Below are 22,566 nucleotides of genomic sequence, written 5' to 3' on the forward strand. Positions count from 1 at the left end.
CAAGGCAATGATGCGGCGCGCTGCGGGTCAGGCGTTTGTATGGCCATCCTCGATCTGGCGGATCACGTCGGTCACGCTGCCGTCCCGATATTCCGACACCGCCACGATACGCCCCGAGGGGTTGGGCGGTGCGGGGCGCGTGGCAAGGCGGGCGGCCTGATCGCAGAGGGTCTCGATGCCGCAGAGCGCAAGCCCGGCGGCGTGCAACCGCTCGGTCAGCGCGGGGCGCAGCGGGTTGACCGCGATGCCATGATCGGTGACCACCACGTCAACCGTTGCGCCGGGTGTGGTCAGGGTGCCCACATGCGGCACGATCTTGGGAAAGCCCGCAGCGGTCAGGCGCGTCGTCAAGATGGTCAGGCGCGCGCCCGCGGCGGTGTCGGCATGCCCGCCGGAGCCGCCGATCACGATGCCGCCCGCCTTGGTGGTCACGTTGACGTTGAAGGCAAGGTCCACCTCGGCGGCGCCCAGAACCACGGCATCCACCCTGTCCACCACGGCCCCGCCGATATGGGGGGCGGCATAGGTGGCCGCGCTCATCATCTGGTGACGGGGATCGGATTGGTACGAGCGCACCGCCGCGAGATCGAAGCATTGCACATCCATCAGCGCCCGGAAGAGGCCTGCATTCAGCATGTCGACGTGAAATCCGGTGATGCCGCCGGCGCAGAAACTGCCGGTGACGCCTTGATCCGTCATCAGGCGTCCCACGGCGGCGGCGGTGCAGAGCGAGATGCCGCCCGCGCCGGTCTGGAACGAGAAGCCATCGGCCAAGAGGCCACTGGCGGCGATCACGGCTGCGGCGGTGTCTCCGATGCGGGTGCTGACGGGGTCGGTTGCGGGGGTCGTGGTGCCCGAGGCGATCCCCGTCGGGTCGCCGATCCGGTCCACGGCCACGACGTGATGCACCTTGCCTTGCGGGATGTCTATGGCAGGGGCGGGGAAGGGCACCAGCGTATCGGTCACGGCGATCACGCGGCGGGCTACCTCGACATCGGTGAGCGGATAGCCGAGCGTGCCGCAGGCGGTCGGGCCGACGCGGCCCGAGAGATTGCCCATCTCGTCGGCGGCAGGGGCGGCCACGAAGGCCGCATCGACCTGCAATTCGCCCATGTCGAGCGCCCGCGCCCGCCCGCCATGGGTGCGCAGCACCACGGGATGCGGCACGAGGCCATGGCTGATCGCCTCGCCCACGGGGCCGGAAATGAAGCTGGCGGACAGGCGCGTGACGGTGCCGGCGCGGATATGCCCCACCAGCGGAGCATGGACCGGGAAAATCGAGGTCGCGGCGACATGCAGGTTCTTGAGACCACGCGCCGCCAGACGATCGAGCACCATGTTCAGCACCGCGTCGCCGTTGCGAAGATGGTGGTGGAACGACACGGTCGCGCCGTCGGACAGCTCGCAGGCGGCGATGGCGGCATCGAGATCAGCGAGCAGCTTGGACCGGCACGGGGCCGGGCCTGTGCCGTCGTCATGGGCGCGCACGGCGCCGTAGCCTTCAATCTGTTCCGGAAGGTCGCGCATCGTCTGGTCCTGATGTTCCTGTGTCGGCGAAAAAAGATCCCCGGAGGGTCATGCCGCCGGGATCGGAGGCTGTCAACGGGCGGGGCACCGGCGCCAGCCCTGCAGGTCACGCGCCTTGAGACGGCAATGGGGCGCCCGTCTCTGTGCGTGGCCTTGCGTGTGAGAACCGCCCGTGGCGCCGACGATCCCGAAGCGCTGGCGCGGCAACTGGCGGCATTGGCGGCGCAGGCCGAACTTGGTATGACCAAGGACGGGATTTCGACGGGGCGGGTGGAATTCCAACCCTTTGCCATGCCTGAGGAGATGACAGATGAACATTGCCTACACGATGGCGCCGGGGCGCGGCGATATGGATCTGATCCTCGCATCGCTGGCAGCGGAGCTGGAGGCCGCTGGCCTTCGGTGCTGTGGCACCGTCCAGATCAACACCGTGAACCCCGCCTATGGTACGGCAGGACCGTGCGACATGAATGTGCGCGTTCTGCCAGAGGGTCCGGTGCTGCGCATCAGTCAGGATCTGGGGCCATCGGCGCGTGGCTGCCGGTTGGACCCGAACGTGCTGGAGACGGCGGTGGGTCTGGTGGCCGAGCGGCTGGCGCAGGGCGCGGATCTGTTGATCGTGAACAAGTTCGGCAAGCACGAGGCCGAGGGGCGCGGGTTTCGTGACGTGATCGCCGAGGCTCTGGCGATGGACATTCCCGTGCTTGTCGGCCTCAATGCTCTTAACCGTGAGGCATTCGAGCGTTTCACCGAGGGCCTGGCCATCCCGTTGGCCCCTGAAACCGCTGCATTGAGGACATGGGTGGACAGCGTGACCGCGCCCTTGACGCAAAGGGCGGGCGCAAGGCCGGCCCAAGCGATGTCATAGGATTTTCGCTGAGCCTTTTCTGGCCTTTCGGCGCTGGCCCGCGACGCCCATCAGGCCCGGACCTGCTGCCAAAAGGGGCAGACCGCCGGACGCGGTCGCGGCAAGAGCTCTGTGGGTTTCTCACCGGTTAGCCCGATTTTGGGAAACAGTCCGAATTTTTGGGCTTTATTGACCTGTTTTTTGGAAACGAGATGTCGGGGCTGACGGCCTCAGTTCGGTGCTGCCAGCATCTCGAGCGTGCGGGTGATGTCGTCTTCGGTGGTCAAGGGATTGATCGTGCACAGCCGAAGCGCCGAGCGGTCTTTGAGCATCGTCGATGACAGCGTGGCAAAGCCCGAGGCCGAGACGCGCGCGGCGCGGGCGGCATGGTCGGCCGCGTCCGAGCCGCGATGGGCGAAGCAGACGATGCCAAGCTGGGCGGGGGTGATGATCTCCCACCGGGAGGGGGTCCGGCGCAGGTGATCTTCGGTGAATTCGGCCAGTTCGATGCCGCGCAGGACTGCGTCGCGGAACGCCTGCGCGCCGTGGGTGCGCAGCGACATCCACAGTTTGAGCGCACGCGACCGGCGGCTGAGTTCGAGGCTGCGATTGCCGTAATTCACCTCGCCCGAGATGGCTTGCACGTCGCGCAGATATTCGGGGTTCATGGAAAAGCACCGCTCAAGGGCGCCGGGGCGGGTGACAAGGCACAGACCCAGATCATAGGGCTGGAAGAACCATTTATGCGGGTCGAGCACGACCGAATCCGCGCGCTCGAGTCCGGACAGCGTGGCGCGGCCCCGGTCCGTGATCGCGGCGGGCGCGCCGTAAGCGCCGTCGACATGCATCCAGATGTCGTGGGCGGCGCAGATATCGGCGATGGCATCCAGCGGATCGGTCGCGCCGGTGTTGGTGCTGCCGGCGGTGGCGACCACCATCATCGGGCGGCGGCCAGCGGCGATATCCTCGGCGATGGCGTGGGCTAGGGTCTCGGCGCTCATGCGCAGGGCATCATCCGAGGGCAGGATGCGGATCTGCTCGGACGAAAGGCCCATCTGGCGCAGATTGCGCGGCAGCGAGGCGTGGGTCTGATCGGTGAGATACGCCACGCCTGCGCCGATTTCGGAGCGGGCGACGCAAAAGCCGGTGAAATTGGCCATCGAGCCGCCCGACAACAGCACGCCTTCGGTGCGGGCGGGCAGGCCCAGCATCTCGGCCACCCAAGCGCAGACGGTTGTTTCCACCACCGCCGGACCCGAGCCGCCGCCCCAGCTGGCGCAGATCGTGTTGAAGCCGGTGCCGAGCCAGTCGCCAAGCGTGGCGGCGAAGGCAGCGGGGCCGGGGACGCGGGCGAAATAGCGCGGGTGATCGCCATGCTGCATGTTGGTCAGCGCCACCTCGGCCAACAGATCCAGAGCCGCGTCGGGGTCCGATGGCGCATCGGGCACCGGCCCGCCGAGGCGCGCCGTCAGATCGTCGGCCTTGCCGGTGGTGATCACCGCCTCGGTGTTGCGGCGCTCCAGCCGGTCGACGACCATGTCCACCACCTTGTGACCCAGACGCCGCATCGTGGCAGGGTCCATCCCGAGCGTGTCGGCGGGAATGGCGAAAGGATCGTTGGAGGGCGGTGTACTGGAGGACATGGCGGGGTCCGTGTTGTGGCAAAGGCGGTCTGGACCCTAGAGGTCGCCCGGATTGGGGTGGATTGCAAGGGGGCAGGCCCGTGTGTCAGGCGGGGGTGTCAGACATGCGCTGCCATACGCGCCCGCAATGTCCGCACGCCGGTGCGGACGGCATCATGCACGGGGCCGGGGCGGGGCGTATCGCGTATGGTCGTGGTCCAATGCGCCGGGCGCGGGGTGCTGCCCTTGCGCGACCAGCTGAGGGCAGACAGCACATCGCGCGCCGGATCGGGCAGATGATCGGGGATCGCATGGCCGTTGAGCGTCGCCCAGAGACCGGTCCAGAGGCGCCCGACGCTCCACGGGTTGTAGCCGCCGCCCCCGAGCAGCAGAAGCCGGGGGCTGAGCGGGGCGATGTGGCGCAAGGCGTCGAAATGGGCGTTGTTGGACCATGCCAGCCGAGAGAGAGGATCCTCGAGCACCGCATCGGCGCCGCATTGCAGGACAATGGCCTCAGGGCGGTGGGCGCAGAGCGCGGGCAGGATCAGTTCGTGCAGGGCGAAGGCGGCGTCGTCGTCATGGCTGCCGCGCGGCAGCGGCAGGTTGAAGCCGGTGCCTTGGGCCGTGTCGTGCAGCGCGCCGGTGAAGGGCCAGCGATTTTCCTCATGGGTGGAGATCATCAGAAGCCCCGGTGTACCGGACATGGCCGCCTCGACCCCGTCGGAGTGATGCGCGTCGATATCGACATAGGCGATGCGGGTCAGACCTTGGGCAAAGAGCGCCTTGAGCGCCAGAACGGGGTCGTTGAGATAGCAAAAGCCCGAGGCCCGGTCGGCCATCCCGTGATGGGTGCCGCCGCCGGGATTATAGACAGCGCCGCCATTGGCCAGAAGCTCGGTCGCCAGAAGCGAGCCGCCGGCGGCGGTAGCGGGGCGGCGGAACATCTCGGGGAAGATCGGGTTGGACAGGGTGTCAAGACCGTGGCGCGCGCGGATCGCGGGGCTGACGCGGCCTGTCCTCTCGGCCTCTTGCAGGGCCGCGACATAGGCGGTGGTGTGAAACGCGGTCAGGGCGGCGGGGCGCGCGCGGGGACTGGTGCGGTATTGCGCTGGCGGCAGCCAACCCATCGCGCGGCTGAGGTCGATCACCGTGGGCACCCGGGGGATCGACAGCGGATGGCGTGCCCCATAGCTGGAGCCGCGATAGATCTCGGAGCCGATGAAAAGGGGTGCGTTCATGGCGCTCAGTCTAGCGCTCGGAGGCGCGCAGGGAAGGGGGCGAAACCGGGAGCAGGGCTGGCGCTTGACGCAAGGGGCGGCTATCCCTTGGCGGAACGCGGCGCGCTGCGCTGCACATGAGGGAGGATGCAGGGCATGGAGATGAACCTCGGGATGCGGGACGAGACCCGCGCGCTGCTGGAGCAGGTGCGCGCCATGGTGCGCGACGAGATCATGCCGCTGGAGGCGGAGTATGCTGCCGAGATCGGCAAGGGGGATCGCTGGCAGTATACCGCGCGGCAGGCGGAGATCCTCGAAGGGTTGAAGGCCAAGGCCAAGACGCGCGGGCTGTGGAACTTCTGGCTGACGGGCAGCGACAAGGGCCATGGGCTGAGCACGGTGGAATATGCCTATTTCGCCGAAGAGATGGGCCGCACGCCGATGGGGGCGGAAGTGTTCAACTGCAATGCGCCCGATACCGGCAATATGGAGGTGTTCGAGCGGTATGGCACCGAAGAGATGAAAGCGCGCTGGCTGGCGCCGCTGCTGGAGGGGGAGATCCGGTCGGCTTACCTCATGACCGAGCCGGATGTCGCCAGTTCGGATGCCACCAATATCGCGATGTCCTGTGTGCAGGACGGCGATGGCTATGTCCTCAATGGCGAGAAATGGTGGGCGACAGGGGCGGGTGATCCGCGCTGTGCGGTCTATATCGTCATGGTGCGCAGCGGCGATGACAGCGCGCCGAGGCATCAGCGCCATTCGATGATCGTGGTGCCCGCCGACAGCCCCGGTATCGAAAAGCTGCGCCCGATGCAGGTTTATGGCCATGACGACGCGCCGCATGGGCATATGCATATCCGCTTCACGAATGTCCGCGTGCCGGCGGAGAACCTGTTGCTGGGCGAGGGGCGCGGCTTCGAGATCGCGCAGGGGCGGCTTGGACCGGGGCGCATCCATCATTGCATGCGCGCGATCGGGCAGGCGGAGGCGGCACTTGAATTGATGTGCCGCCGGGCGCTGGCGCGCGAGGCCTTCGGCAAGCCGCTGGCGCAGCTTGGGGCGAATTACGACATCATCGCGGAGTGCCGCATGGAGATCGAACAGGCGCGGCTGTTGTGCCTCAAGGCGGCATGGATGATGGATCAGGGCGATGCGCGGGCGGCGGCGCCCTGGATCCACCAGATCAAGGTTGTCGCCCCGCGCATGGCGCTCAAGGTGGTGGACGAGGCGGTGCAGATGTTCGGTGCGCAAGGTATCAGTCAGGATGTGCCGCTGTCCACGATGTGGACGCATCTGCGCACCCTGCGTCTGGCGGATGGCCCGGATGCGGTGCATCGGCGGCAGGTGGCGCGGGCCGAGCTGCGCGCCTACACGCAGGAAAAGGTCTGAGCCGATGGCGCAGCTGGTCAGCCCTTGACGGGCTGACGCGCTGGGCGGCGTGTCACTCGGCGGGCTGGAAGCCTTCGATCAGTTGGCGCAGGCCAAGGGCTGCGCCTGCGATGATCGCAAGGAACGTGACCGGCGCCGAGTAGGCCAGAACGGAAAACGCCGACAGTCCCTGACCCACCGTGCAGCCCATCGCCAGCACCGCGCCCGCGCCCATGATCGCGGCCCCGGTCATCTGGCGGCGCAATTCGCGCGGGTCCTCGCAGGCCTCCCACCGGAAATGGCCCTTGATGAGCGAGCCGATGAAGGCGCCCGTGGCCACGCCCGCCACAGAGCCTACGGCAAAGGACGGTGCCCGGGCCGAAGCGGTCATGAAGTAGAGCAGCGTTTCCCCCACGGGGGCCGAGAAGCTGTGCGAGACGACGGGCATGGCCGTGAAGCCGGTGGTCGCCACCCAATAGCTGCCAGCCCATCCGCCGGTGATCGCCAGCCCGACGATGCAGGCCCAGAAGATCGATTTCGGCGCGCTGATGAGGTCTCGGGACGACAGGGCGCCAAGCGTGATGAGCGCACCGATGGCGATGCCGAGCGGTGCGAGCGGCAGGCCTGTCTGAGAGGAGAGCAGATGCACCAGACCCGGGGGCAGCCCGGTCACATCCTGTTGCATGAAGGCCCAGTTGCGCAGATAGGCCAGCGGCCCATGCAGCACCACATAGGCCGATATGCCCATCACCACGACGATCACGAAGGCCCGGAAATCGCCACCGCCAAGCCGGGCGATGCAGCCATAGCCGCAATTGCCGGCCAGAGCCATGCCGTAGCCGAACATCAGCCCGCCGAGGATCGAGGCGAGCGGCATCCACTGGATCGAGAGATAGAACGAGCGTTCGGTCTCCATCATCCCCGCGCCCGACAGCGCGAAAGTGCCCATGACCGCGATGCCTATGGCAAGGATCCACATGCGCATGCGCAGCGATGAGCCGCCATAGAGCATGTCCTCGATCGCTCCCATCGTGCAGAATCGCCCGAGCCGCGCGGCAAGGCCGAGCAGGATACCCGAGGCAAGCCCGAACAGGGCCACAAGCGTGTTGTCACCTAGAAATTGATACATGGCGCGTTCCTCCCGATGCGGAAGCGTGCCTTCCCGTCAAGGCCGCGCGGACCCCGCATCCTGAGCACAGAATAACTCATAGACGAGTTCAAGTACACGGCGAGGACGCTCGTCGGCGAGACGGTAATAGATCGCCTTGCCGTCGCGCCGGGGCACCACCAGCCCTTCGAGGCGCAAGCGGGACAATTGCTGCGATACGGCGGCCTGACGCGCCGACAGCAGGTCTTCGAGTTCGGTCACCGATTTTTCGCCCGTCACCAGATGGCACAGGATCATGAGCCGGCCTTCGTGACTGATTGCCTTGAGGAAGTTGGAGGCGTTGGTCGCATTCTCGACCATGCGGTCCATTTCCGCTTCGCTGAGGGAGTTGTCAAACACCGGAAGAGCCATCGTTCGGGGTTCCATTCTCTTTAACGGGCAACCAGCCCTGCGCGCTGGGCGTTATCTAGTTCGTTTTCACCGGGTCTGCAAAATCGGTATTTTGACGCAGCATCATGTCGAGCAGGCCCCAGAAGAAATCTTCTCCGGGATGGCCTTCGATGCGGGCCAGTTCCTGCCCGTTCTCGACAAGGATGAAGGTCGGGGTGAAGTTGACGGGGCGGGCGAATGTCACGTCCGGGGGCGGCGCGTCGGCGCGTGACACCATGCGCAGCGGCGCATAGGCGCCTTCGGGTGTTTTGGGATAGATCGGACCGATGGTTTTTTTCCATTCGGTGCAGTGATAGCAACCGGCTTGCTCCACCATCACCAGCTCGATCGTCTGCGCTGCGGCTGCCTGCACAAGCCATAGGCAGGCAAGAATAGTTGCGGCGAGGCGAGCGATCATTGTGAACACCGATTGACGTTGTATGCATATACAACTTAATTTGAATATGTCATTTCAACAAGAGGCTTCGCGGATGCTTGATATTTCCTATGCAGGCGCAGCACTTGCGGGGCTTTTGTCTTTCTTCACGCCTTGTATCCTGCCGATGGTGCCGTTCTACCTGTGTTATATGGCGGGCCTGTCGATGACCGAATTGCGCGGCGATGGCGCGATTGCTCCGGGCGCGCAGAAACGGCTGGTGATCTCGGCGGTGATGTTCGCGCTGGGCGTGACGACGATTTTCGTACTGCTGGGAATGGGGGCCACGGCGCTCGGGCAGGCCTTTGCGCAATGGCGCGATCCGCTGAGCTATGTGGCGGCGGGGGTTCTGGCGCTCTTCGGGCTGCATTTTCTGGGAGTGGTGCGGATACCGCTTCTCTATCGCGAAGCGCGCATGGAAAGTACCGCCGAGCCGACGACGGTGATCGGTGCCTATGTCATGGGGCTGGCCTTCGGGTTCGGCTGGACACCCTGCGTGGGGCCGGCGCTGGCGGCGATCCTGATGGTGGCGAGCGGCATGGGCAGCCTGACGGAAGGGGCGGCGCTGCTCATGGTCTACGGGCTGGCGATGACCGCGCCTTTCGTGGTCGCGGCGTTTTTCGCGCGGCCGTTTCTGGCGTGGATCCAGAGCAAGCGGAAATACATGGCCTATGTGGAAAAGGTGATGGGCGCCATGCTGATCGTGTTCGCGATCCTGATCGCCACCAACGCCGTGAACATCATTGCAAATTTCATGATCGAGTGGTTCCCGAGTTTTCAGTCACTGGGCTGACGGGACATTTACGCAACCAAGGGAGGACGGAATGAAACACTACGCACTGGCGCTGGTCTTGGCGTTGAGCGGTCTGGCAGCGCCGGTATCGGCTGCCGAAGTGGGCGATGACGGGCTGCACAAGGCCGCGTGGATGCGCGACACCTTCCTCTATCTGCGGGACGATCTGGAGGAGGTGACCGCCGAGGGCAAGCGCATGGCGGTGATGATCGAGCAGCGGGGCTGCATCTATTGCAAGAAGATGCACGAGGAGGTGTATCCGATTCCCGAAATCTCGAACTACATTTCCGAGAACTACGTGGTGGTGCAGCTCAATCTGCATGGTGACCGCGAGGTGACCGATTTCGACGGAGAATCGCTGTCCGAAAAAGACATGCTGCGCAAATGGGGGATCCTGTTCACGCCGACCGTGATTTTCCTGCCGGAAGAGGTGCCCGAGGGGACGTCGGCCAAGGATGCGGCGGTGGCGATCATGCCGGGAGCGTTCCAGAAGGGCACCACGCTCGATATGTACACCTGGGTCAACGAAAAGCGCTATGCGCTGGAAAACGACGAAGATTTTCAGCGTTATCACGCCCGCCGCATTCAGGAACGGGCCGCGGGGCAGAACTGAGCGCGTTGGTTGGCGCGGGCATGGTTCGGAGGCTAAAAATTCACAATTGTGAATTTGTTGTTGCGTGACGGGCGGGTGGTGGCCTATTGTATACCGAGCTATCCAAGCGAAGAATATGATAGCCATGGGAGGAGACATGAAGCTTTCAACTACACTTTTGACCCTGAGCGTATTGGCCGCGGGGTCGGCGCTGGCTGAACCGGTTGCACCGAGTGATGTCCAGTTCGACGACTACGGAGCGGTGGCCGAATCGCTGACAGGTCAGCCTGGCGATCCTGCCAAGGGCGCCGAGGTGCTGAGCAAGCGTTCGCTTGGCAACTGCGTGGCTTGCCATCAGGTGTCGGCGCTGCCGGATGTCCCCTTCCAGGGCAATATCGGTCCGATGCTCGATGGTGTCGGCGACCGCTGGAACGAGGCCGAACTTCGCGGCATCGTGAGCGACGCCAAGAAGACCTATCCCGGCACGATGATGCCGTCCTACTACCGGGTCGATGATTACGTCCGTCCGGGCAATGCCTTTACAGGCAAGGCGGCAGAAGGCCCGCTGGATCCGTTGCTGACGGCCCAGCAGATCGAAGATGTGGTCGCGTTCCTTGTGACCCTCAAGGACCAGTGACCTTTTATCCAAGGAGATGAATATGGATTTCACACGACGCGAAACCCTGGTCATCGGTGGCGCAACGGCGGTTGCCGTCGCCCTTCCGATGCAGGCCATGGCCTCGGCCGTGGATGACGCAATCAACGCATTCACCGGTGGCGCTGCTGTCGGCGATTCCGGCGTCACACTGGACGCACCCGAGATTGCGGAAAACGGCAACACGGTGCCGATCGAAGTCAGCGCCGAAGGCGCGACGGCGATCATGGTTCTGGCAGCCGGCAACCCCACGCCCGGCGTGGCGACGTTCAATTTCGGCCCTCTGGCCGGATCGCAGACGGCCAAGACGCGTATTCGTCTGGCCGGCACGCAGGACGTGATCGCCGTGGCGAAGATGGCTGATGGCAGCTTTGCCAAGTCGCAGAAGAACGTGAAAGTCACCATCGGCGGCTGCGGCGGCTGAGCGAACTCGAGAAGGAGACAGACAGATGGCAGAAGGTGTACGCCCCCGCGTGAAGGCTCCGAAATCGGCGTCGGCTGGTGAGGTTGTGGTTCTCAAGACCCTGATCAGCCACAAGATGGAATCGGGCCAGCGCAAGGACAGCGACGGCAACCCCATTCCGCGCTCGATCATCAATCGTTTCACCTGCGAATTCGGCGGTGAGATGGTGGTCGACGTCACGATGGAGCCGGCGATCTCGACCAACCCCTATTTCGAGTTCGAGGCAACCGTCCCGCAAGCCGGTGAATTCGTCTTCACTTGGTATGACGATGACGGCTCGGTCTATGAAGACAAGCAGGCGGTATCCGTCGCCTGATCGACCAAGAATATGATGGGCGTCCTGCCATGCCCGGGAATGGGTCTGGCAGGGCCGCTCAAGGGAGGAAACGCATGAATTTCAAGTCAATGACAGCAGTGGCGGCCCTGATGCTGACCCTGCCGGGCGTCAGCCTCGCGGATCCGGATGATGACACGCTCATCATCAATGGTGAAACCGAGATTGTGACCAAGGCACCGCTGCCCGCGCATATGGAAGATGCCAATATGGACCAGATCATGTCCGGTTGGCATTTCCGTTCGGACGAAACGCAAGCCCTGGAAATGGACGATTTCGACAATCCGGGCATGATCTTCGTTGATGCCGGTCTGGAGCAGTGGAACACCGTCGAAGGCAGCAAGGGCAATTCCTGCGCCAGTTGCCACGAGGATCCGTCGAGCATGAAGGGTGTGCGGGCGGTCTATCCCAAGTGGGACGAAAAGGCCGGCGAAGTGCAGACCCTCGCCATGCAGATCAACGATTGCCGCGAGGCCAATATGGGTGCCGAGCCCTACAAGTATGACAGCGGCCCCATGGTGAACATGGAAGCGCTGATCACACTGCAGTCGCGCGGCATGCCCGTCAATGTGGCGATCGACGGACCGGCGGCCGACGCTTGGGCCAAGGGTAAGGAAATGTACTATACCCGTTATGGACAGCTGGAACTCAGCTGCGCCAATTGCCACGAAGACAACTACGGCAACATGATCCGCGCCGACCACCTGAGCCAGGGGCAGATCAACGGGTTTCCGACCTATCGTCTGAAAAACGCCAAGCTGAATACCGTGCATGGCCGTTTCAAGGGCTGCATCCGCGATACGCGCGCGCATACGTTCAACCCGGGCAGCGAGGAATTCGTCGCATTGGAACTGTATGTGGCCAGCCGCGGCAACGGCCTGTCGGTCGAGGGACCCTCGGTCCGCAACTGATGTGATCCGGGCCGGGGCGGCGTGATCGCCCCGGTCGCCAAGCTGCCTGCATGACATTGAAATTCCTGGCGTTTCGGCCAGAGCCGCTGCCGGATCGCCGGGGCGGAACAGTAGAACTATAACCACTCGGAGACGCAAATGATCTCTCGTCGCGATTTTCTTCAGGTCAGCATGGCGGCCTCGGCGCTTTATGGCGCAAGCGGTTTCGGCAACTGGGCGAAACTTGCTGCGCAACAGGCGCTGACCCAGGATCAGCTGCTGGAATTCGACACGTTCGGCAATGTCAGCCTGATCCATGTCACCGACATTCACGCGCAGCTGAAGCCGATCTATTTCCGCGAGCCGGAGATCAATATCGGGGTAGGGCCGAACAAGGGCGAGGTGCCGCATGTCACCGGCGCCGATTTCCGCAAGCTCTATGGGATCGACGATGGCAGCCCCAGCCATTACGCGTTGACCTATAATGATTTCTCCGCGCTGGCCAAGGAATATGGTCGGGTCGGCGGGCTGGACCGGGTGGCCACGGTGGTCAAGGCGATCCGCGCCGCGCGCCCCGATGCGCTGCTGCTGGATGGCGGTGATACGTGGCATGGTTCGTATACCTGCTATCACACCAATGGGCAGGACATGGTCAACGTGATGAACGCGCTCAAGCCCGACGCGATGACCTTCCACTGGGAATTCACGCTTGGTCAGGACCGGGTGCGCGAGCTTGTCGAGGGGCTGCCCTTCGATGCGCTTGGCCAGAACATTTTCGACGCCACATGGGACGAGCCCGCGCAGGAGTTCAAACCCTATGAATTCTACGAACGCGGCGGGGTGAAGATCGCGGTGATCGGTCAGGCCTTCCCCTATATGCCGATTGCCAATCCGGGCTGGATGTTCCCGGATTACAGCTTTGGCATCCGCGACGAGCACATGCAGCAGATGGTCGACGAGGTGCGCGCAGAGGGTGCCGAGCTGGTTGTTTGCCTGAGCCATAACGGTTTTGACGTGGACAAGAAGATGGCCAGCGTCGTCAGCGGGATCGACGTGATCCTGTCGGGTCATACCCATGACGCGCTGCCCGAGCCGGTTCTGGTGGGCGACACGATCATCATCGCGTCGGGATCGAATGGAAAATTCGTCAGCCGCGTGGATCTGGATGTGCGCGACGGGCAGATGATGGGCTTCCGCCACAAGCTGATCCCGATCTTCAGCGACGTGATCGAGCCGGATGCCGAAATGGCCGCCTTGATCGACGAACAGCGCGCGCCCTATCAGGCCGAGCTGGACGAGGTGATCGGCCAGACCGATACGCTGCTCTATCGCCGCGGCAATTTCAACGGCTCGTGGGACGATCTGATCTGCGACGCGCTGCTCAGCGAGCGCGATGCCGAGATCGCCATGAGCCCCGGCGTGCGGTGGGGTCCGAGCCTGATCCCCGGCGACAATATCACCCGCGAAGATATCTGGAACGTCACCTCGATGACCTATGGCAAAGCCTATCGCAGCGAGATGACGGGCGAATTCATCAAGGTGATCCTCGAGGATGTGGGCGACAACATCTTCAACCCGGACCCCTATTACCAGCAGGGCGGCGACATGGTGCGGATCGGCGGCATGGGCTATTCGATCGACGTGTCCAAGCCCCAGGGTGAGCGGATTTCCGACATGACCCTGCTGAGCACCGGAGAGCCGATCGATCCCGCGCGCAGCTATGTGGTCGCCGGATGGGCCAGCGTGAACGAGAACACCGAAGGTCCGCAGATCTGGGATGTGGTCGAAAGCCATATCCGCAAGAAGGGCACCGTGTCGCTGGAGCCCAACACGAGCGTGAAGGTGAGCGGCGTCTGAGCGCGCCGCGACCTTTTGACAGATATCCTGTATTCATCACATTCACGTAGATGAATATGATGTTGGAAGAGGAGGCTTAGGACAGATGACAGCCGACAACGACAAGAAGGGCGCCTCGCGCCGCGCGTTCCTGAAGGGCGCGGTTGCCGCCGGAAGTGCGGTGGCCGGGGCCGGCATGGCCCGCGCCGCCGAGCCGGACCCGCTGATTACCGAAGTTCAGGAATGGGCCAGCGGCTTGGGTGAGGGCGTCGACGCCACGCCTTACGGCCTGCCGATCCGATTCGAGAGCGATGTGGTGCGCCGCAATGTGGAATGGCTGACGGCGGATACGATCAGCTCGATCAACTTCACGCCGATCCACGCGCTGGATGGCACGATCACCCCGCAGGGCTGCGCCTTCGAGCGGCACCATTCCGGCGCGATCGAACTCAAGAAGGAAGATTACCGGCTGATGATCAACGGGCTTGTCGATAAGCCGATGATCTTCACCTATGCCGATCTGGAACGCTTCCCGCGCGAAAACCACGTGTATTTCTGCGAATGTGCCGCCAATACCGGCATGGAATGGGCCGGCGCGCAGCTGAACGGCGCGCAATTCACCCATGGCATGATTCACAACATGGAATATTCCGGGGTATCGTTGCGCACGCTGCTGACCGAAGCGGGCATGGAAACTACGGGCGATCTGTCGGACAAGTGGGTGTATGTCGAGGGTGCGGACGCATCGTCGAACGGTCGCTCGATCCCGATGGACAAGGCGCTGGACGATGTTCTGGTGGCCTTCAAGGCCAATGGCGAGGCGCTGCGCAAGGAACACGGCTATCCCGTGCGTCTGGTCGTGCCGGGCTGGGAAGGCAACATGTGGGTCAAGTGGCTGCGCCGCATCGAGGTCATGGATGGCCCCGTGGAAAGCCGCGAAGAGACCAGCAAATACACCGACACGCTGGCCGATGGCACGAGCCGCAAGTGGACCTGGGTGATGGACGCCAAATCGGTGGTCACCAGCCCAAGCCCGCAATCGCCGATCACCCATGGCCCCGGTCCGCTGGTCATCACCGGCCTCGCCTGGTCGGGTCACGGTGCGATCACGCGCGTGGATGTCTCCATTGATGGCGGCAAGAACTGGACGCAGGCGCGTCTGGCCGCCGAGGGCCAGACCAAGGCGCTGTCGCGCTTTTACCTTGAGATCGATTGGGACGGCAGCGAAATGCTGCTCCAGTCGCGCGCCCATGACGAGACCGGGTATGTCCAGCCCACCAAGGACCAGCTGCGCGAAATTCGCGGCGAGAACTCGATCTATCACAACAACTGCATCCAGACATGGTGGGTGAAGGAAAACGGGGAGGCAGAGAATGTCGAAGTCTCTTAAGCTTTACGGTTTCACGGCGGTCAGTGCCGCTGCGATGCTGACGGCGGCCTATAATTTCGCCGACCGCAACGTCACACCGATGCCGGATGTCGCAAAGGTCATGCCCGCGGATGCGGGCTCTCCTGACATGATGTTCATCGCCGCCGCACGCGCCGAAGCCGCGGCCGACGCCAAGCGCATCGGTCTGGGCCGCGAGGCGCTGCCCGAGGAAATCGCGGCATGGAACGTCGATGTGCGCCCCGACGGCACCGGATTGCCGCCCGGATCGGGATCGGTGGCCGAGGGTGAAGAGGCGTTCATCGCTTATTGCGCCGTCTGCCACGGGGATTTCGCCGAAGGCGTGGGCAACTGGCCCAAGCTTGCCGGTGGTGACGGCACGCTGGCGGACAAGGATCCGGTCAAGACCGTCGGGTCCTACTGGCCGTATCTGTCGACCGCCTGGGATTACGTGCATCGCTCGATGCCGTTCGGCGCCGCACAGACGCTGACGGTCGATGAGACCTATGCGATCACGGCGTATATCCTGTATTCCAACTTCCTCGTGGATGATGAGTTCGTTCTGTCGAACGAGAACTTCCTCGAGGTCGAGATGCCCAATGCCGACGGGTTCATCGTCGATGACCGTGCCGAAACCGAGTATCCGCTGTTCAGCGAACCGGCCTGCATGGAAAACTGCAAGGAGAGCGTGGAAATCACCATGCGCGCTGCAGTTCTGGACGTGACGCCCGAGGACGATGGCGCGGCTGCGGCGGAAGAGGCGATGAAAGAGACCAACGCCGATACCGCCGCCGATGAAAAGATCGAGCAAGTGGCGTCAGCGTCCACCGAAACGCCGGCTGCCGAAGCACCTGCGTCGGATCAGGCGGCGCTGGACATGGCGCTGGTTGAGAAGGGGGAAAACGTCTTCAAGAAATGTGCGGCCTGCCATCAGGTCGGAGACGGTGCCACGAACCGTGTGGGGCCGCATCTGAACGGTATCGTGGGTCAGCAGATGGGTGCGGTGGACGGGTTCCGCTACTCCAAGACATTGGAGGGCATGGGCGCCGACGGCATGGTCTGGAACGCCGAGACACTGGCGGAATTCCTCGCCGATCCAAGGGGCTATGTGAAGGGAACAAAGATGTCCTTCAACGGCCTGAGGAGCGACGACGACATCGCTGCGGTGGTTGAATACCTCAAGTCCTACTCGCAATGAGATAAAATCGACAGGGCCGGCGTTTCGCCGGCCCTGTTTGCTTTGCCTTGGAGGGGCAAGCTGTTTTACAGTGCAGGTGATCCTTTGGGAGGAGGACTCAGTATGACAACGCACCCCGCATCCATGATGTGGCGGCGCCGGTTTCGTGGGAATCGGACAGCCGTTTCACGCCGCTTGTGCTGCCTACCGCGCAAACATGTGGCGACAGGGAGCACTCTGGCATGACCACGAGACTCGTGGTGGGGCTGGGAGCCGCCATGCTCGCCGCCGGTGCGGCACAAGCCGATGAGATCGGCGATGCAGAGCGCGGCAAGGAATTGTTCAGCATGTGTTCGGGCTGTCACGAGGTGGGCCGGGGCGCTGAAAATGGTATCGGGCCGCATCTCAACCGTATTTTCGGGCGCAAAGCTGGCGGTGTCGAGGGCGCGTATCGCTACTCTGATGGCTTGCAACGGGCCGGGGCGGATGGGCTGGAGTGGCATCTGGAAACGCTTGACGCCTATCTTGAAAACCCCAAGGCGCTGGTCAGCGGCACGAGGATGAGTTTTCGCGGCATGAAAAAGCCTCAGGACCGGGCGGATGTGCTGGCCTATCTGCGGCTTTATTCCGACAACCCGCAGAACATCCCCGAGGCGGATCCGACTGCTCTGGCCCCCGAGGTGGCGTTGCCCCCCGAGGTGTTGGCGCTGGCGGGTGATCCGGAATACGGCGAATACCTGTCGAGCGAATGCAAGACCTGCCATCAGTCCGATGGTAATGATGACGGCATCCCCTCGATCACCAACTGGCCTGAAGAGGATTTCGTGGTCGCCATGCATGCCTACAAGCGCAAGCTGAGGCCGCATCCGGTGATGCAGATGATGGCGGGGCGCCTGAGCGATGAGGAGATCGCGGCGCTTGCGGCTTATTTCGCGGATATACAGTAGACCGGGACAGCCGGTCGTTACCAGGGAGGAGACCAAGATGACACTTAACAGACGGGCCTTTATCGGCACCGGGGCCGCGGCGGCGGCACTGCTCTCGGCGCCCATGCTGGGCGCGCAGGGCAAGCCGCGCGTGGTTGTGGTGGGCGGTGGCGCCGGTGGCGCCACGGCGGCGCGCTATATCGCCAAGGATAGCGATGGCGCGATCGACGTCACGCTGGTCGAGCCGACGCGCGCCTATTACACCTGCTTTTTCTCGAACCTCTATATCGGCGGTTTCCGGGATCTGAGCTCGATCGGCCACAGCTATGGCACGCTGGCCACCGATTACGGGATCAACGTGGTGCATGACTGGGCCGTGGGGATCGACCGCGATGCCAAGACCGTGTCGCTGGCGGGGGGCGCGGTGCTGCCCTATGACCGGCTGATCCTGAGCCCGGGCATCGATTTCGTAGATGATGCCGTGCCGGGCTGGAGCGTGGCGCAGCAGAACAAGATGCCCCATGCCTACAAGGCCGGCAGCCAGACCGAACTTCTCAAAGCGCAGATCGAGGCGATGCCGGAAGGCGGGCTTTTTGCCATGGTGGCCCCGCCCAACCCGTTCCGCTGCCCGCCGGGACCGTATGAACGGGTCAGCATGGTGGCGCATCTGCTCAAGCAGATCAATCCGACCGCCAAGATCCTTGTCGTCGACCCCAAAGAGAAATTCTCGAAGATGGCGCTGTTCCAAGAGGGCTGGCAGAAGCATTACGGCGGCATGATCGACTGGATCGGGCCGGATTTCGGTGGCGCAAACGTCAGCGTGAACCCCGACCAGATGACCGTCGATATCGATGGTGCGGTGGAAAAGGTGGATGTCTGCAATGTGATCCCGGCCCAGAAAGCCGGTCGCATCTGTGACATGGCCCAGATCACCGAAGGCAATTGGGCGCCCATCGTGCCGGCCACGATGCAAAGCCGCATGGACGAGAATATCCACGTTCTGGGAGATGCCACCAATCAGGGCGACATGCCGAAATCCGGCTACTCGGCCAATAGCCAGGCCAAGGTTGCGGCGATGGCGGTGCGCGGGGCGTTGACCGGCTCGAAAGTCTTCCCGGCCAAGTTCTCAAACACCTGCTGGAGCCTGATCGACACGGATGACGGCGTGAAAGTCGGCGCCTCTTACGAGGCGACGGATGAGAAGATCGCCAAGGTCGATGGTTTCATCAGCGACACGGGCGAGGATGCGGCCCTGCGCAAGGCGACCTATGAGGAAAGCATCGGGTGGTATGCCGGGATTACCGAAGACATGTTCGGCTGAGCCCAAGGGGCGCTTGACCTGAAGACTGCCGCTTGCCGGTTTGCGCATCGCTGCGCGTTTCGGCAAGCGGCCCACGCTTGGGGGCCGGATGCCTCAGGCGGGAGTATTATCAAACGTAAAAATACAATTTTTGTATGCACCTACGTAAAGTCGCTGCCGGGCAATCCCCATTCTTATCCATATGCCGTCTCCAACTGACCTGGCACTGAACGTTTATCCAGCCGGAACCGGTGCCCGTTGTTGTGTTGGTCCGTCTGAAGGCAGAGTTTTTCGGCCTCGATCAGGGTGACAGGCGGGTGGTGTCCTCCGATTTTGTCAGCGTGATCGGGGCTCTGTTGACGGGTGCGAAAGCGGCCCAGATGAAGGAAATCTAGATGGCGTCAGCGATGGCCAAAGCGCCTTCAAATTCCGCCCGCAGATATGTGACAGTGCTGTCCACCTTTGTCTGTCCGAGCAGCAACTCTACAGCGCGCAGCTTGCCAGGCTTCATGTAAATCTGCGTGACCTTTGTGCGCTGCATCGAATGCGCGCTTCTTGATCTGACCAAAGGCATGAGATCAATGACCTTCATCTTCACCAGATCATGACCGCGCAGCATGCTGTGGATGGCCAGATTAAACTGTTCCAGGTTGCGATGGCTCTCGGCCAGTTTAAGCCGAACCCTGATCTCCCAAACGTGCTTGATCTTGAGGATCGACGACCCGGTTTGGTTCCAGACCAGGTTTAGCGAGCGAATGGCCGGTATAATCTCAACGAAAGCTGAAATCGCCAAGCTTACGAACTTGTAAGACTGGCGACCGGCGCTGGTAAGACTGGCTTTCTATCTCTGTTTCATCGGACGGCACGACAGCCCTCCCCAACATGAAAAAGGAGATACCACATGAACACGAAACTCATTGCAGGCGGCGCGCTGACAGGTCTGGTTTTGGCTGGTGGCTTTGCCGGAATGCTCTCGGCACAATCGGCAGCGGACGCGACGGGACTGACCAAAGAGCAGATCATTGAGATTGCTCTTGCGGAAGTGCCCGGTGAGGTGACCGAGGTCGAACTGGAACGCTATCTTGGTCAGCAAATCTATGAGATTGAAATTCTTGGCGAAGATGGCGTCGAGATGGAAATCGAAATCGCGGCCGAAACGGGCGAAGTCTTGAAGGTTGAAGCTGAAGATGACGACGACCAAGAGGACTACGGCAAAGACGATGACGATCATGATGATGACAGCTGACTGAAAATCGTTTCGTCACGCATATAAGCGCGATAGGCTGCCCGCCGGGGTGGCCTATCGTTTTCCATTCTGCTCTGGGGACACAATGCGCATTTTGCTTTTGGAAGATGACAAACAACTTGGACCATGGATCGCGGGAGGGCTGCGCGAGGAAGGTCATGTTGTTGATCATTTCGTCGACGGTAAGGATGCACTGGTCGCGGCGGTGGGACAGGAATTTGACCTGCTGATCCTGGATCGTATGGTTCCGGGTTTGGATGGTTTGGCTGTTCTCAAATCCCTGCGCGCCTCTAACAACAGCACCCCCGCATTGTTCTTGACGGCGCTGGGAGAGGTGGATGCGCGCGTTGAGGGATTTGAGGCAGGGGGCGATGATTACCTTACCAAGCCCTTCGCGTTTGCCGAGTTATCTGCACGCGTTGGCGCATTGGGGCGTAGGCGAGAAGTTGGGTATGGGCCGCGACCTGCGGAAACAACCCTCCGCTACGCCGACCTCACCCTCGACCTGTTGTCGCGCAAATGCGAGCGAAAAGGTCAACCGATCGAGTTGATGGCCAAGGAAATCAAACTGCTGGAATATCTGATGCGCCGACCAGGTCGGTTGGTGACCCGCACGATGCTTCTTGAACAAGTCTGGGACATGAGTTTCGACCCCACGACCAGTGTCGTCGAAACCCATATCAGCCGCCTGCGCGCCAAAATCGACAAGCCCTTTGAAAAGGCCTTGCTGCGCACGCGACGCGGCGAGGGTTATGTCTTTGGTGCGTAAGTGGCTCCTGCAATTCGAGTGGCTGCTTCGTTCCTCAACCTTGCGCCTTGCGGCACTTTTGTCTGCCATATTTGCGCTTGGCTTTGTGGTGGCGATCTTCGTGGCGTTGACCCTGGGCCAAAGGGCTCTGGAGCAGCGTGTTGACGCAACCCTGACAGTTCTTGCGCAAGGTTCCGGGGTCGCACAGACGCGCGTCGATGGTGCCGGGATGATCCGTCGTCCTGTGCACGATCTGGCGGGGCTGCCAGAGCCTTTCCGCCGCGCGGTTGAACGCGGTGGCGGGACACTGGACCTGGACGATGATCTGATGGGGTCTGATAAATGGCGGGTGATGGTTGCATCCGACAATGATGGTCGGCCAACCATGGTTGCGGTCTCGGTTGAGGACAGCGCTGACGCACAGGAGTTGTTGGCAAGCATTCTGTGGACGACGGCTGGGATCGTCATTGCCCTTACGCTCGCAATCGGGGTTTGGATGGGATTGTTGGCCCAACGGCGTCTGGCGCGGATCAACAGAACCCTAGGCCAATTGGCCGCGGGGGATTTGTCGGCGCGAACAGTGCATTCGCAGGCCAAGGATGACCTTGATGATATGTCGCACAACCTCAACCAAACGGCGTCAGAATTGGAACGCCTTGTCAGCCAGACCCGTCGCCTGAGCGCAAGCATCGCGCACGATCTACGGACCCCTTTGGCGCGACTTCGCGCACAGTTGGAAATGCTGCCAGAGGGGGACGGGCGTGCCGCCGCCCTGGAAGAGGCCAGCCGGCTGTCCGATATATTTGACACCATCATGCGGGTTGCGCGGATCGAAGCGGGGCAAGGCCGGGAAGGCTTTGAACACGTATCGCTGGACGAATTGGCGCAAGACATGGCTGAAACCTTTGGTCCGGTTGTGGAAGACGAAGGGAAGACGTTGAATTTGGAAATTGCGTCATCTGCCACGGTTCAGGCCGACCGCGCGATGTTGGTGCAGGCCTTGGCCAATCTTATTCAAAACGCGCTGGTCCATGGCGGAGAGCAGATCACCGTCTTTGTCGATGGGTATAGCCTTGGCGTGGCTGATAATGGTGCGGGTGTTGAGCCCGCTCAATTTTCAAAGATCATTGAACCCATGGTGCGCCTTGACGCGGCGCGCGGTACACCGGGATCAGGGCTTGGGCTGGCGCTGGTAAAGGCTGTGGCGGACCGACATGGCGCAAAGCTGAATTTGGCAATGCACAATCCACATGGGTTGAGGGTCACGCTCAACTTTACACAAATGTAAGATGTCCGTCAGGCACGGGCAAGACAGGTCCCCTATCTCTTGGTCATCGAAACACTAGATGACACTGGAGACAGCGAAATGACGACCCTGATTGCAAAAACCAAAACTGCTTTGTTAAACGCGACCCTGTTCGCCATCGGCCTTTTCATGGTTGGCTTGGGATTTGCCTTTGTTGGCACGATCGCGCTGTTTGGCATTGTCGCAGTGGGAGTGGCTATGATTGCTTCGCTTTTCGTGACGTTGGAGCCGCCCAAAGCCACTGACGCTGAAACCGTCTCCTGAGTGACGTTCTTCGGCGGGGTGCGTGATTGGCACTAATCGCACACCCTGCAGATCACATATCCCAATGACTTCGTCACACCTGGCATCCATTG

Annotated in this window: 24 protein-coding genes; 17 read left to right on the forward strand and 7 right to left on the reverse strand. The window is 62.4% G+C overall.

What is annotated here, in order from left to right; translation table 11 throughout:
• Positions 1-27: 27 nt before the first annotated feature.
• Complete coding sequence (gene citF / locus F3H35_RS04440) at positions 28-1,527, reverse strand: citrate lyase subunit alpha (RefSeq protein WP_149778443.1); 1,500 nt, start codon at positions 1,525-1,527, stop codon at positions 28-30.
• 310 nt (positions 1,528-1,837) lie between these two features.
• Here citF and F3H35_RS04445 point away from each other — a divergent pair, with 310 nt between their 5' ends.
• On the forward strand, positions 1,838-2,395 hold the full coding sequence (locus tag F3H35_RS04445) for a DUF2478 domain-containing protein (protein ID WP_149778444.1): 558 nt from the start codon (positions 1,838-1,840) through the stop codon (positions 2,393-2,395).
• A gap of 209 nt (positions 2,396-2,604) precedes the next feature.
• Here F3H35_RS04445 and F3H35_RS04450 read toward each other — a convergent pair whose 3' ends face one another.
• Positions 2,605-4,017: a pyridoxal phosphate-dependent decarboxylase family protein gene (locus F3H35_RS04450; RefSeq protein WP_149778445.1), complete on the reverse strand. Its 1,413-nt coding sequence runs from the start codon at positions 4,015-4,017 to the stop codon at positions 2,605-2,607.
• A gap of 98 nt (positions 4,018-4,115) precedes the next feature.
• On the reverse strand, positions 4,116-5,234 hold the full coding sequence (locus tag F3H35_RS04455; protein WP_149778446.1) for an arginase family protein: 1,119 nt from the start codon (positions 5,232-5,234) through the stop codon (positions 4,116-4,118).
• Positions 5,235-5,369: 135 nt separating this feature from the next.
• Here F3H35_RS04455 and F3H35_RS04460 point away from each other — a divergent pair, with 135 nt between their 5' ends.
• Positions 5,370-6,605, forward strand: a complete 1,236-nt coding sequence (locus tag F3H35_RS04460; RefSeq protein ID WP_149778447.1) for an acyl-CoA dehydrogenase family protein — start codon at positions 5,370-5,372, stop codon at positions 6,603-6,605.
• A gap of 52 nt (positions 6,606-6,657) precedes the next feature.
• Here the strand turns inward: F3H35_RS04460 and F3H35_RS04465 are convergent, their stop codons facing one another.
• The 3 genes from F3H35_RS04465 to F3H35_RS04475 are packed head-to-tail and all read right to left on the reverse strand — an operon-like array spanning position 6,658 to position 8,539.
• On the reverse strand, positions 6,658-7,713 hold the full coding sequence (locus tag F3H35_RS04465) for a YeeE/YedE family protein (RefSeq protein ID WP_149778448.1): 1,056 nt from the start codon (positions 7,711-7,713) through the stop codon (positions 6,658-6,660).
• A 36-nt stretch (positions 7,714-7,749) separates the two neighbouring features.
• Positions 7,750-8,103 carry an ArsR/SmtB family transcription factor gene (locus F3H35_RS04470; RefSeq protein WP_007818245.1) on the reverse strand — a complete coding sequence of 118 codons (354 nt, stop codon included), beginning with the start codon at positions 8,101-8,103 and terminating at the stop codon, positions 7,750-7,752.
• A gap of 55 nt (positions 8,104-8,158) precedes the next feature.
• A complete protein-coding gene (locus F3H35_RS04475) occupies positions 8,159-8,539 on the reverse strand; it encodes a thioredoxin family protein (RefSeq protein WP_149778449.1) in 381 nt (126 codons plus the stop codon).
• A 73-nt stretch (positions 8,540-8,612) separates the two neighbouring features.
• Here F3H35_RS04475 and F3H35_RS04480 point away from each other — a divergent pair, with 73 nt between their 5' ends.
• The 11 genes from F3H35_RS04480 to F3H35_RS04530 all read left to right on the forward strand — a co-directional run bounded on the left by F3H35_RS04480 (position 8,613) and on the right by F3H35_RS04530 (position 18,931).
• The gene (locus tag F3H35_RS04480; protein WP_149778789.1) at positions 8,613-9,350 is read left to right on the forward strand and encodes a cytochrome c biogenesis CcdA family protein; all 738 of its coding nucleotides are present in this window, start codon (positions 8,613-8,615) and stop codon (positions 9,348-9,350) included.
• A 31-nt stretch (positions 9,351-9,381) separates the two neighbouring features.
• Complete coding sequence (locus tag F3H35_RS04485) at positions 9,382-9,963, forward strand: thioredoxin family protein (protein WP_149778450.1); 582 nt, start codon at positions 9,382-9,384, stop codon at positions 9,961-9,963.
• A gap of 136 nt (positions 9,964-10,099) precedes the next feature.
• Complete coding sequence (gene soxX, locus F3H35_RS04490; protein ID WP_149778451.1) at positions 10,100-10,579, forward strand: sulfur oxidation c-type cytochrome SoxX; 480 nt, start codon at positions 10,100-10,102, stop codon at positions 10,577-10,579.
• A 22-nt stretch (positions 10,580-10,601) separates the two neighbouring features.
• Positions 10,602-11,021: a thiosulfate oxidation carrier protein SoxY gene (soxY, locus tag F3H35_RS04495; RefSeq protein WP_007818253.1), complete on the forward strand. Its 420-nt coding sequence runs from the start codon at positions 10,602-10,604 to the stop codon at positions 11,019-11,021.
• A gap of 25 nt (positions 11,022-11,046) precedes the next feature.
• Positions 11,047-11,376: a thiosulfate oxidation carrier complex protein SoxZ gene (soxZ, locus tag F3H35_RS04500; RefSeq protein WP_007818254.1), complete on the forward strand. Its 330-nt coding sequence runs from the start codon at positions 11,047-11,049 to the stop codon at positions 11,374-11,376.
• A gap of 74 nt (positions 11,377-11,450) precedes the next feature.
• Positions 11,451-12,305 carry a sulfur oxidation c-type cytochrome SoxA gene (gene soxA, locus F3H35_RS04505; protein ID WP_149778452.1) on the forward strand — a complete coding sequence of 285 codons (855 nt, stop codon included), beginning with the start codon at positions 11,451-11,453 and terminating at the stop codon, positions 12,303-12,305.
• Positions 12,306-12,443: 138 nt separating this feature from the next.
• Positions 12,444-14,141, forward strand: coding sequence for a thiosulfohydrolase SoxB (soxB, locus tag F3H35_RS04510; protein WP_149778453.1), 1,698 nt, complete (start codon positions 12,444-12,446; stop codon positions 14,139-14,141).
• A gap of 85 nt (positions 14,142-14,226) precedes the next feature.
• On the forward strand, positions 14,227-15,510 hold the full coding sequence (gene soxC, locus F3H35_RS04515) for a sulfite dehydrogenase (RefSeq protein WP_149778454.1): 1,284 nt from the start codon (positions 14,227-14,229) through the stop codon (positions 15,508-15,510).
• Entirely contained in the window at positions 15,494-16,705 is a 1,212-nt protein-coding gene (locus tag F3H35_RS04520) for a c-type cytochrome (protein ID WP_149778455.1), read from the forward strand. Before soxC ends, F3H35_RS04520 begins: the two co-directional genes overlap by 17 nt.
• A 221-nt stretch (positions 16,706-16,926) precedes the next feature.
• Entirely contained in the window at positions 16,927-17,631 is a 705-nt protein-coding gene (locus tag F3H35_RS04525) for a c-type cytochrome (protein ID WP_149778456.1), read from the forward strand.
• Positions 17,632-17,668: 37 nt separating this feature from the next.
• On the forward strand, positions 17,669-18,931 hold the full coding sequence (locus F3H35_RS04530; protein ID WP_149778457.1) for an NAD(P)/FAD-dependent oxidoreductase: 1,263 nt from the start codon (positions 17,669-17,671) through the stop codon (positions 18,929-18,931).
• Positions 18,932-19,301: 370 nt separating this feature from the next.
• Here the strand turns inward: F3H35_RS04530 and F3H35_RS18775 are convergent, their stop codons facing one another.
• Entirely contained in the window at positions 19,302-19,703 is a 402-nt protein-coding gene (locus F3H35_RS18775) for a site-specific integrase (protein WP_317510550.1), read from the reverse strand.
• Between the two features lie 108 nt (positions 19,704-19,811).
• On the opposite strand from F3H35_RS18775, the gene F3H35_RS04540 reads away from it, so the two are divergent.
• From F3H35_RS04540 to F3H35_RS04555, 4 genes are all read left to right on the forward strand, one after another.
• Complete coding sequence (locus F3H35_RS04540; protein ID WP_149778458.1) at positions 19,812-20,156, forward strand: PepSY domain-containing protein; 345 nt, start codon at positions 19,812-19,814, stop codon at positions 20,154-20,156.
• Between the two features lie 85 nt (positions 20,157-20,241).
• Positions 20,242-20,925 carry a winged helix-turn-helix domain-containing protein gene (locus F3H35_RS04545; protein WP_149778459.1) on the forward strand — a complete coding sequence of 228 codons (684 nt, stop codon included), beginning with the start codon at positions 20,242-20,244 and terminating at the stop codon, positions 20,923-20,925.
• Complete coding sequence (locus F3H35_RS04550; protein ID WP_149778460.1) at positions 20,909-22,192, forward strand: sensor histidine kinase; 1,284 nt, start codon at positions 20,909-20,911, stop codon at positions 22,190-22,192. The genes F3H35_RS04545 and F3H35_RS04550 overlap by 17 nt, the downstream gene beginning before the upstream one ends.
• A 78-nt stretch (positions 22,193-22,270) precedes the next feature.
• Complete coding sequence (locus tag F3H35_RS04555) at positions 22,271-22,474, forward strand: hypothetical protein (RefSeq protein WP_149778461.1); 204 nt, start codon at positions 22,271-22,273, stop codon at positions 22,472-22,474.
• Positions 22,475-22,566 lie beyond the last annotated feature (92 nt).

The organism is Roseovarius litoreus (assembly GCF_900142765.1).
Classification (GTDB): Bacteria; Pseudomonadota; Alphaproteobacteria; order Rhodobacterales; family Rhodobacteraceae; genus Roseovarius; species Roseovarius litoreus.

Excerpts from the sequence above, each read along its gene's own strand:
- citF (WP_149778443.1), bottom strand. The coding sequence starts at position 1,527 with ATGCGCGACCTTCCGGAACAGATTGAAGGCTACGGCGCCGTGCGCGCC.
- F3H35_RS04445 (WP_149778444.1), top strand. The coding sequence starts at position 1,838 with ATGAACATTGCCTACACGATGGCGCCGGGGCGCGGCGATATGGATCTG.
- F3H35_RS04450 (WP_149778445.1), bottom strand. The coding sequence starts at position 4,017 with ATGTCCTCCAGTACACCGCCCTCCAACGATCCTTTCGCCATTCCCGCC.
- F3H35_RS04455 (WP_149778446.1), bottom strand. The coding sequence starts at position 5,234 with ATGAACGCACCCCTTTTCATCGGCTCCGAGATCTATCGCGGCTCCAGC.
- F3H35_RS04460 (WP_149778447.1), top strand. The coding sequence starts at position 5,370 with ATGGAGATGAACCTCGGGATGCGGGACGAGACCCGCGCGCTGCTGGAG.
- F3H35_RS04465 (WP_149778448.1), bottom strand. The coding sequence starts at position 7,713 with ATGTATCAATTTCTAGGTGACAACACGCTTGTGGCCCTGTTCGGGCTT.
- F3H35_RS04470 (WP_007818245.1), bottom strand. The coding sequence starts at position 8,103 with ATGGCTCTTCCGGTGTTTGACAACTCCCTCAGCGAAGCGGAAATGGAC.
- F3H35_RS04475 (WP_149778449.1), bottom strand. The coding sequence starts at position 8,539 with ATGATCGCTCGCCTCGCCGCAACTATTCTTGCCTGCCTATGGCTTGTG.
- F3H35_RS04480 (WP_149778789.1), top strand. The coding sequence starts at position 8,613 with ATGCTTGATATTTCCTATGCAGGCGCAGCACTTGCGGGGCTTTTGTCT.
- F3H35_RS04485 (WP_149778450.1), top strand. The coding sequence starts at position 9,382 with ATGAAACACTACGCACTGGCGCTGGTCTTGGCGTTGAGCGGTCTGGCA.
- soxX (WP_149778451.1), top strand. The coding sequence starts at position 10,100 with ATGAAGCTTTCAACTACACTTTTGACCCTGAGCGTATTGGCCGCGGGG.
- soxY (WP_007818253.1), top strand. The coding sequence starts at position 10,602 with ATGGATTTCACACGACGCGAAACCCTGGTCATCGGTGGCGCAACGGCG.
- soxZ (WP_007818254.1), top strand. The coding sequence starts at position 11,047 with ATGGCAGAAGGTGTACGCCCCCGCGTGAAGGCTCCGAAATCGGCGTCG.
- soxA (WP_149778452.1), top strand. The coding sequence starts at position 11,451 with ATGAATTTCAAGTCAATGACAGCAGTGGCGGCCCTGATGCTGACCCTG.
- soxB (WP_149778453.1), top strand. The coding sequence starts at position 12,444 with ATGATCTCTCGTCGCGATTTTCTTCAGGTCAGCATGGCGGCCTCGGCG.
- soxC (WP_149778454.1), top strand. The coding sequence starts at position 14,227 with ATGACAGCCGACAACGACAAGAAGGGCGCCTCGCGCCGCGCGTTCCTG.
- F3H35_RS04520 (WP_149778455.1), top strand. The coding sequence starts at position 15,494 with ATGTCGAAGTCTCTTAAGCTTTACGGTTTCACGGCGGTCAGTGCCGCT.
- F3H35_RS04525 (WP_149778456.1), top strand. The coding sequence starts at position 16,927 with ATGACCACGAGACTCGTGGTGGGGCTGGGAGCCGCCATGCTCGCCGCC.
- F3H35_RS04530 (WP_149778457.1), top strand. The coding sequence starts at position 17,669 with ATGACACTTAACAGACGGGCCTTTATCGGCACCGGGGCCGCGGCGGCG.
- F3H35_RS04540 (WP_149778458.1), top strand. The coding sequence starts at position 19,812 with ATGAACACGAAACTCATTGCAGGCGGCGCGCTGACAGGTCTGGTTTTG.
- F3H35_RS04545 (WP_149778459.1), top strand. The coding sequence starts at position 20,242 with ATGCGCATTTTGCTTTTGGAAGATGACAAACAACTTGGACCATGGATC.
- F3H35_RS04550 (WP_149778460.1), top strand. The coding sequence starts at position 20,909 with ATGTCTTTGGTGCGTAAGTGGCTCCTGCAATTCGAGTGGCTGCTTCGT.
- F3H35_RS04555 (WP_149778461.1), top strand. The coding sequence starts at position 22,271 with ATGACGACCCTGATTGCAAAAACCAAAACTGCTTTGTTAAACGCGACC.